This window comes from Streptomyces longispororuber (assembly GCF_024448165.1).
Classification (GTDB): Bacteria; Actinomycetota; Actinomycetes; order Streptomycetales; family Streptomycetaceae; genus Streptomyces; species Streptomyces longispororuber_A.
The window spans coordinates 46,776-53,764 of sequence record NZ_JAMOLN010000046.1; the positions used below are offsets into that span (position 1 = coordinate 46,776).

Here is a 6,989-nt window from a genome sequence, read left to right on the forward strand (position 1 = left end):
AGGAGGGCGCTAACCAGGGGTTAGTGCTCGACTAGAAGCCGAAGTCCTGCGTCCACCACGGGCCGCCGGAGCCGAAGTGCACGCCGACGCCGAGGGTCTTGTAGTCGCAGTTGAGGATGTTCGCCTTGTGGCCGGGGCTGTTCATCCAGGCGTCCATGACGGACTGGGCGTTGGCCTGGCCGCGGGCGATGTTCTCGCCGCCGAGGTCGGTGATCCCGGCCTTCTTGGCGCGGTCCCACGGCGTCGCGCCGTCCGGGTCCGTGTGGTCGAAGAAGTTCCGGGCGGCCATGTCCTCGCTGAACGCCGTGGCCAGAGCGGCGAGACCGCTGTCCGCGGTGACCGGGGAGCAGCCGACCTTGGCGCGCTCCTGGTTGACGAGGGACAGCACCTGGGCCGCGGCCGCGCTCTCCGACGACGTCGCGGGCGCGGCGGAGGTGGGCGCCTTCGTCTTCTCGGGCGCCTTCGTGGACGGGCTCGCGCTCTTCGTCGTCGTCCCGCCCCCTGCGGCGGAGGTCTTGGACGGCGCCGGCTTCTTCGAGGGCTCCGCGGACGGCTTGGCCGACGCGGACTTCGACGGGGAGGCCGACGGCGTGGCGCGCTCGGTGTTCCGGCTGGCGGCCGACGGTGCACGGTCCTCGACCGATCCGTCCGTGCCGCCCTGCGCCTCGACGCTGGGCGAGTCGGCGGCCTGCACCTTGTTGCCGTGGTCGCCGCCGAGCTTGTAGTTGTCGGCGCCCGGGATCAGACCCGAGGCGACGGCCACCGCGCCCATGGCGACGGCGGCGGAGACGCCGAGCAGTCCGGTGCGCACGGGCACGCCGCCGCGCTTCTTGCGCCGGTGGGAGGAGCGCCCGTGCGGCTCGTCCCCCGACCCGCCGGCCGAGGAGATGGAGCCGTACACGGCGGTCACGGTCTCGTCGTGGGCCGGGTAGGCGGAGTAGGGGGAGTAAAGGGGGTGCGCGTCGGAGTGCCCACCGGTGTACGACCCTGCGTGATCGGCGTCGTATGCCTGGCCATATCCTTCGGCGTGCGTGCCCTCGGCGTAACTGTCCGGGGTCCCGGTGGCGCGGCCCGTGGCGGCGCGTCCGGCGGCGGAGCGTCGGTGGCGTCCCATGTCTGGCCTTCCTGATCCTCGCGGTCGTCAATGTGACTCACCCGTACGAGTGAGGCTCATCGGTCCGCGACGGTACCCCAAGACGCAAGGGGACGAAGTGCTCCGAGTGCAATTGGCCGGTTAGCGTGCACCCATGAACGAAGAAGTGCGGCTCGTCGCCTGGGTGCGAGGACGCGTCCAACGTGTGGGTTTTCGGTGGTTCACCCGTGCACGTGCTCTGGAGATCGGTGGCCTGAGTGGCTTTGCTCTCAATTTGGAGGACGGCCGTGTGCAAGTGGTCGCCGAGGGGCCTCGCGACGGATGCCAGCAACTGCTCGACTGGCTCCACGGCGACGACACACCCGGCCGCGTCGACGGTGTGACTGAGATCTGGGACACGCCCCGCGGCGGCTACGACGGATTTGCCATTCGCTGACACGTCGGCCCAGGCGGCGGCGCACGCACCCCGGAAAGAGATGCCGCAGGCAACTGCTCCGGGCAGAAACGCCCTGGTGGTTGCCAAGAAGGGGGACTCGTGGCAGGCTCCCGAAGGACGGATGATCTCCACGCCCCCAGGGCCCCGAGCGTCAGGCCGCGCCGGATGTTTCACGGCGCCGAGCCCCCGGGTTGCCCGCCAATACGGGGCGTGATCGTGTTGACCGTCAAACTTTTTGGTGAGACTCTGGAATCCCCGCGCACCTTAGCTGTTTGGCATGTAAGAACGGCAGCAAGACAAGAAGTGCCAAGCACCGCGGGTGCGATTCCCTCACGACCCACACCGCTTCGGTCGGTCACTCAGTGTGGAGGACCATCCATCATGGCAAAGGCGCTTCTCGGTTACGTCGGCGGCAGCGACCCGCGACTCCTCGCCGAGATGCGACGGCTCCAGCAGCGCGTCCAGGATCTTGAATCCGAGCTCGGCCGGATCCAGGCCGAGAACGACGCGCTCGCGGCTGCCGCTTCTCACGATTCGCTCCTGGAGAGCATCGACGTACCCCAGGCGGAGCCTGCGCTCACCTGACCACATCCAAAGACGTACGTGGTCGGGCTGCCGTGACAGCCGCTTGACAGAGATATGCAAGGGACGCTTCGGCGTCCCTTCTTTCTTTTCTTGCCTGCTCCGGACCCGACCCCCCGCGCACCGAAGCGCTTTCTTAACGTCTGATGTGCCCTGCACCTTCATCGGTGAAACCGCGGGTTCATGGAGTGAGACAGGGGCGCCCGGTAGAGTCCGACGGCGTGCACCTCAAGGCTCTGACCCTGCGCGGGTTCAAATCGTTCGCCTCGGCCACCACGCTGCGCTTCGAGCCGGGCATCACCTGCGTCGTGGGTCCCAATGGTTCGGGCAAGTCCAATGTCGTGGACGCCCTGAGCTGGGTCATGGGCGAGCAGGGCGCCAAGTCGCTGCGCGGCGGCAAGATGGAGGACGTCATCTTCGCGGGCACCACCGGGCGCCCGCCGCTCGGCCGCGCCGAGGTGTCGCTGACCATCGACAACTCCGACGGGGCGCTCCCCATCGAGTACGCCGAGGTCACCATCACGCGGATCATGTTCCGCAACGGCGGCAGCGAGTACCAGATCAACGGGGACACCTGCCGGCTGCTCGACATCCAGGACCTGCTCTCCGACTCCGGCATCGGCCGCGAGATGCACGTCATCGTCGGCCAGGGCCAGCTGGACTCCGTGCTGCACGCCGATCCCATGGGCCGCCGCGCCTTCATCGAGGAGGCCGCCGGTGTCCTCAAGCACCGCAAGCGCAAGGAGAAGGCGCTGCGGAAGCTGGACGCGATGCAGGCCAATCTGGCCCGCGTACAGGACCTGACCGACGAACTGCGGCGGCAGCTGAAGCCGTTGGGCAGGCAGGCCGCCGTCGCGCGGCGGGCCGCTGTCATCCAGGCCGATCTGCGGGACACCCGGCTGCGGCTCCTCGCCGACGATCTCGTACGGCTGCGGGAGGCGCTCAGCGCCGAGGTCGCCGACGAGGCCGAGCTGAAGCGGCGCAAGGAGACGGCCGAGGAAGAGCTGAAGAAGGCCCTCCAGAAGGAGGGGCACCTGGAGGACGAGGTGCGCCGGCTGACGCCGCGACTGCAGCGGGCGCAGCAGACCTGGTACGAGCTGTCGCAGCTCGCCGAGCGGGTGCGCGGCACCGTCTCGCTGGCCGACGCCCGGGTGAAGAGCGCCACCTCCGCGCCCACCGAGGAGCGGCGCGGCCGCGACCCCGAGGACCTGGAGCGCGAGGCCGCCCGGGTGCGCGAGCAGGAGGCCGAGCTGGCGGCCGCCCTCGAAGCGGCGCAGACCGCGCTGGAGGAGACGGTCTCCCACCGGGCCGAACTGGAGCGGGAGCTGGCGGTCGAGGAGCGCCGGCTCAAGGACGTCGCCCGCGCCATCGCCGACCGCCGCGAGGGCCTCGCCCGGCTCCAGGGCCAGGTCAACGCCGCCCGCAGCAGGGCCGCGTCCGCGCAGGCCGAGATCGACCGGCTGGCCGCCGCCCGGGACGAGGCGCAGCAGCGGGCCGTCGCCGCGCAGGAGGAGTACGAGGAGCTGAAGGCCGAGGTCGACGGCCTCGACGCCGGTGACGAGGAACTCGTGCGGCAGCTGGAGGACGCCAAGTCGGCCCTCGCCGGCGCCGAAGCCGCCGCGTCCGCCGCCCGCGAGGCCGCGACCTCCGCCGAGCGCAAGCGGGCCGCCGTCGCCGCCCGGCGCGAGGCGCTGGCCCTCGGACTGCGACGCAAGGACGGCACCGGGGCGCTGCTCGGCGCGAAGGACCGGCTGACCGGGCTGCTCGGGCCGGCCGCGGAGCTGCTGTCCGTGGCGCCGGGGTTCGAGGTGCCGGTGGCCGCGGCCTTCGGCGCCGCGGCCGACGCGATCGCCGTGGCCTCGCCCGCCTCCGCCGCCGAAGCGATTCGCCTGCTGCGCAAGCAGGACGGGGGGCGGGCCGCCCTGCTCCTCGCGGGCGACGGGGCGAGTGCCGCCGACGCCCCCGACGACGTCGCGGGGAGCGAGGGGCCGAGCAGCCCCCCGTACGCCGCCGAACTGGTCCGCGGACCGGCCGAGTTGATGCCCGCCGTGCGACGGCTGCTGCGCGGCGTCGTGGTCGTGGGAACCCTGGAGGACGCCGAGGACCTGGTCTACGCGCGGCCGGAGCTGACCGCCGTGACCGCTGAAGGGGACCTCCTCGGGGCGCATTTCGCGCAGGGCGGGTCGGCCGGGGCGCCCAGCCTCCTCGAAGTGCAGGCGTCCGTCGACGAGGCCGCCGCCGAGCTGGAGCAGCTCGCCGCCCAGTGCGAGGAGCTGGCCGGGGCGCAGCGCGCCGCGGGGGAGCGGCGCACGGAGTGTGCCGCGCTCGTCGAGGAGTTGGGGCAGCGGCAGCGAGCCATAGAGCGGGAGCGGTCCGGGCGGGCCCAGCAGCTGGGCCGGCTCGCCGGGCAGGCGCGGGGAGCCGCGGGCGAGGCGGAGCGCAGCGCCGCCGCCGCGGCCAAGGCGCAGGACGCCCTGGAGAAGGCCGCGATGGACGCCGAGGAGCTGGCCGAGCGGCTCGCGGTGGCCGAGGAGCAGGCTCCCTTCTGCGAGGGAGCGGACGAGGAGCCGGACACGTCCGTGCGGGACCGCCTCTCCGCCGACGGTGCCAACGCGCGGCAGACGGAGATGGAGGCGCGGCTCCAGGCCCGTACGCACGAGGAGCGGGTCAAGGGGCTCGCGGGGCGCGCCGACTCCCTCGACCGGGCGGCCCGCGCCGAACGCGAGGCACGCGCGCGTGCCGAGCGGCAGCGGACCCGGCTGAAGTACGAGGCCGCCGTCGCCGAGGCCGTCGCGTCCGGCGCCCGGCAGCTGCTCGGGCACGTGGAGGTGTCCATCGCGCGGGCCGACGCGGAGCGGACCCTCGCCGAGCGCGCCAAGGCCGCACGGGAGCAGGAGCTCGTCGCCGAGCGGACCCGGGGCCGCGATCTCAAGGCGGAACTCGACAAGCTGACGGATTCGGTCCACCGCGGCGAGGTACTCGGCGCCGAGAAGCGGCTGCGGATCGAGCAGCTGGAGACCAAGGCGCTGGAGGAACTGGGTGTCGAACCGGCCGGGCTCGTCGCGGACTACGGTCCCGGACAGCTCGTGCCGCCCTCGCTCCCCGCCGAGGGGGAGGAGCTGCCGGAGGACCCGGAGCACCCGCGGAACAAGCCACGGCCGTTCGTCCGGGCGGAGCAGGAGAAGCGGCTCAAGTCAGCCGAACGGGCGTACCAGCAGCTCGGGAAGGTCAATCCGCTGGCTCTGGAGGAGTTCGCGGCGCTGGAAGAGCGCCACAAGTTCCTCAGTGAGCAGCTGGAGGACCTCAAGAAGACCCGGGCCGACCTCCTTCAGGTCGTGAAGGAGGTCGACGAGCGCGTCGAGCAGGTCTTCACCGAGGCCTACCGGGACACGGCCCGGGAGTTCGAGGGTGTCTTCGGCCGGCTCTTCCCGGGCGGCGACGGCCGGCTGATCCTGACCGATCCCGACAACATGCTCACCACGGGCGTGGACGTCGAGGCCCGTCCGCCGGGCAAGAAGGTCAAGCGTCTGAGCCTGCTCTCCGGCGGCGAGCGATCGCTGACCGCCGTGGCGTTGCTGGTCTCCATCTTCAAGGCGCGGCCCAGCCCGTTCTACGTGATGGACGAGGTCGAGGCCGCCCTCGACGACACCAACCTGCAGCGGCTCATCCGCATCATGCAGGAGCTGCAGGAGGCCTCGCAGCTGATCGTGATCACCCACCAGAAGCGCACGATGGAGGTCGCCGACGCGCTGTACGGCGTCTCCATGCAGGGCGACGGGGTGTCGAAGGTGATCAGCCAGCGGCTGCGCTAGTCGCGCGGGTTGGCGTCCAGTCATGTTCAAGTCTTGAACTCAAGGTGCTGCTTCCATGCCGAAAATTCACAGCACCCCACCTGTTGACTTCGAAACTTGAAGGCATAGTCTCTGCGACGTTGCTTTTACCTTCAGGTGGTGGGTGGCGCGAACTTGTGCGCCACTGGAATCTCAACTGAAGGGCTCGCCCCCACCCCCGGCAGCGAAGCCGGTGGCCCGAGGAGTACACGTGACCAGCACTTCGGCACCCAAATCCGGAGCCCGGGATGCCCAGCCCGAGCATCTCGGACATGTCATCTTCATCGCGGCCGCGGCCGCGATGGGCGGCTTCCTCTTCGGCTATGACAGTTCCGTGATCAACGGTGCGGTCGAGGCCATCCGTGACCGGTACGACATCGGCTCCGCCGCGCTCGCGCAGGTCATCGCCATCGCGCTGATCGGCTGTGCCATCGGCGCCGCGACCGCCGGCCGGATCGCCGACCGCATCGGCCGGATCCGCTGCATGCAGATCGCGGCGGTCCTCTTCACCATCAGCGCCGTGGGTTCCGCGCTGCCGTTCGCGCTGTGGGACCTGGCGTTCTGGCGGATCATCGGCGGCTTCGCCATCGGTATGGCCTCCGTGATCGGCCCGGCCTACATCGCCGAGGTCGCCCCGCCCGCCTACCGCGGCCGGCTCGGCTCCTTCCAGCAGGCCGCCATCGTCATCGGCATCGCGATCTCCCAGCTCGTCAACTGGGGCCTGCTGAACGCCGCGGGCGGCGACCAGCGCGGCAAGCTGATGGGCCTGGAGGCCTGGCAGGTCATGCTCGGCGTCATGGTCATCCCGGCCGTCCTCTACGGCCTGCTGTCCTTCGCGATCCCCGAGTCCCCGCGCTACCTGATCTCCGCCGGCAAGGAGGAGAAGGCCAAGAAGGTCCTGGAGGAGGTCGAGGGCAAGGAGGTCGACCTCGACGCCCGGGTCGCCGAGATCCACACGGCCATGCGCAGCGAGCACAAGTCCACCTTCAAGGACCTGCTCGGCGGCAGCTTCTTCTTCAAGCCGATCGTCTGGGTCGGTATCGGCCTC

5 protein-coding genes are annotated in these 6,989 nt (G+C 70.9%); 4 read left to right on the forward strand and 1 reads right to left on the reverse strand.

The genetic code is table 11. The features are described 5' to 3' along the window. Window positions 1–31: 31 nt before the first annotated feature. The gene (locus M4J07_RS15910) at window positions 32–1,114 is read right to left on the reverse strand and encodes a CAP domain-containing protein (protein WP_255972312.1); all 1,083 of its coding nucleotides are present in this window, start codon (window positions 1,112–1,114) and stop codon (window positions 32–34) included. Window positions 1,115–1,247: 133 nt separating this feature from the next. Here M4J07_RS15910 and M4J07_RS15915 point away from each other — a divergent pair, with 133 nt between their 5' ends. The 4 genes from M4J07_RS15915 to M4J07_RS15930 all read left to right on the forward strand — a co-directional run. After that, entirely contained in the window at window positions 1,248–1,529 is a 282-nt protein-coding gene (locus M4J07_RS15915) for an acylphosphatase (protein WP_255972313.1), read from the forward strand. A gap of 381 nt (window positions 1,530–1,910) precedes the next feature. Continuing rightward, window positions 1,911–2,114, forward strand: coding sequence for a hypothetical protein (locus tag M4J07_RS15920; protein WP_018531075.1), 204 nt, complete (start codon window positions 1,911–1,913; stop codon window positions 2,112–2,114). Window positions 2,115–2,332: 218 nt separating this feature from the next. Further along, a complete protein-coding gene (smc, locus tag M4J07_RS15925) occupies window positions 2,333–5,923 on the forward strand; it encodes a chromosome segregation protein SMC (protein ID WP_255972315.1) in 3,591 nt (1,196 codons plus the stop codon). 229 nt (window positions 5,924–6,152) lie between these two features. Continuing rightward, on the forward strand, window positions 6,153–6,989 hold an 837-nt coding region (locus M4J07_RS15930; RefSeq protein ID WP_255972317.1), incomplete at its 3' end, for an MFS transporter.

Bases quoted from the DNA above. Each gene is read 5' to 3' on its own strand.
- M4J07_RS15920 (WP_018531075.1), top strand. From the start codon at position 1,911: ATGGCAAAGGCGCTTCTCGGTTACGTCGGCGGCAGCGACCCGCGACTC.
- M4J07_RS15910 (WP_255972312.1), bottom strand. From the start codon at position 1,114: ATGGGACGCCACCGACGCTCCGCCGCCGGACGCGCCGCCACGGGCCGC.
- M4J07_RS15915 (WP_255972313.1), top strand. From the start codon at position 1,248: ATGAACGAAGAAGTGCGGCTCGTCGCCTGGGTGCGAGGACGCGTCCAA.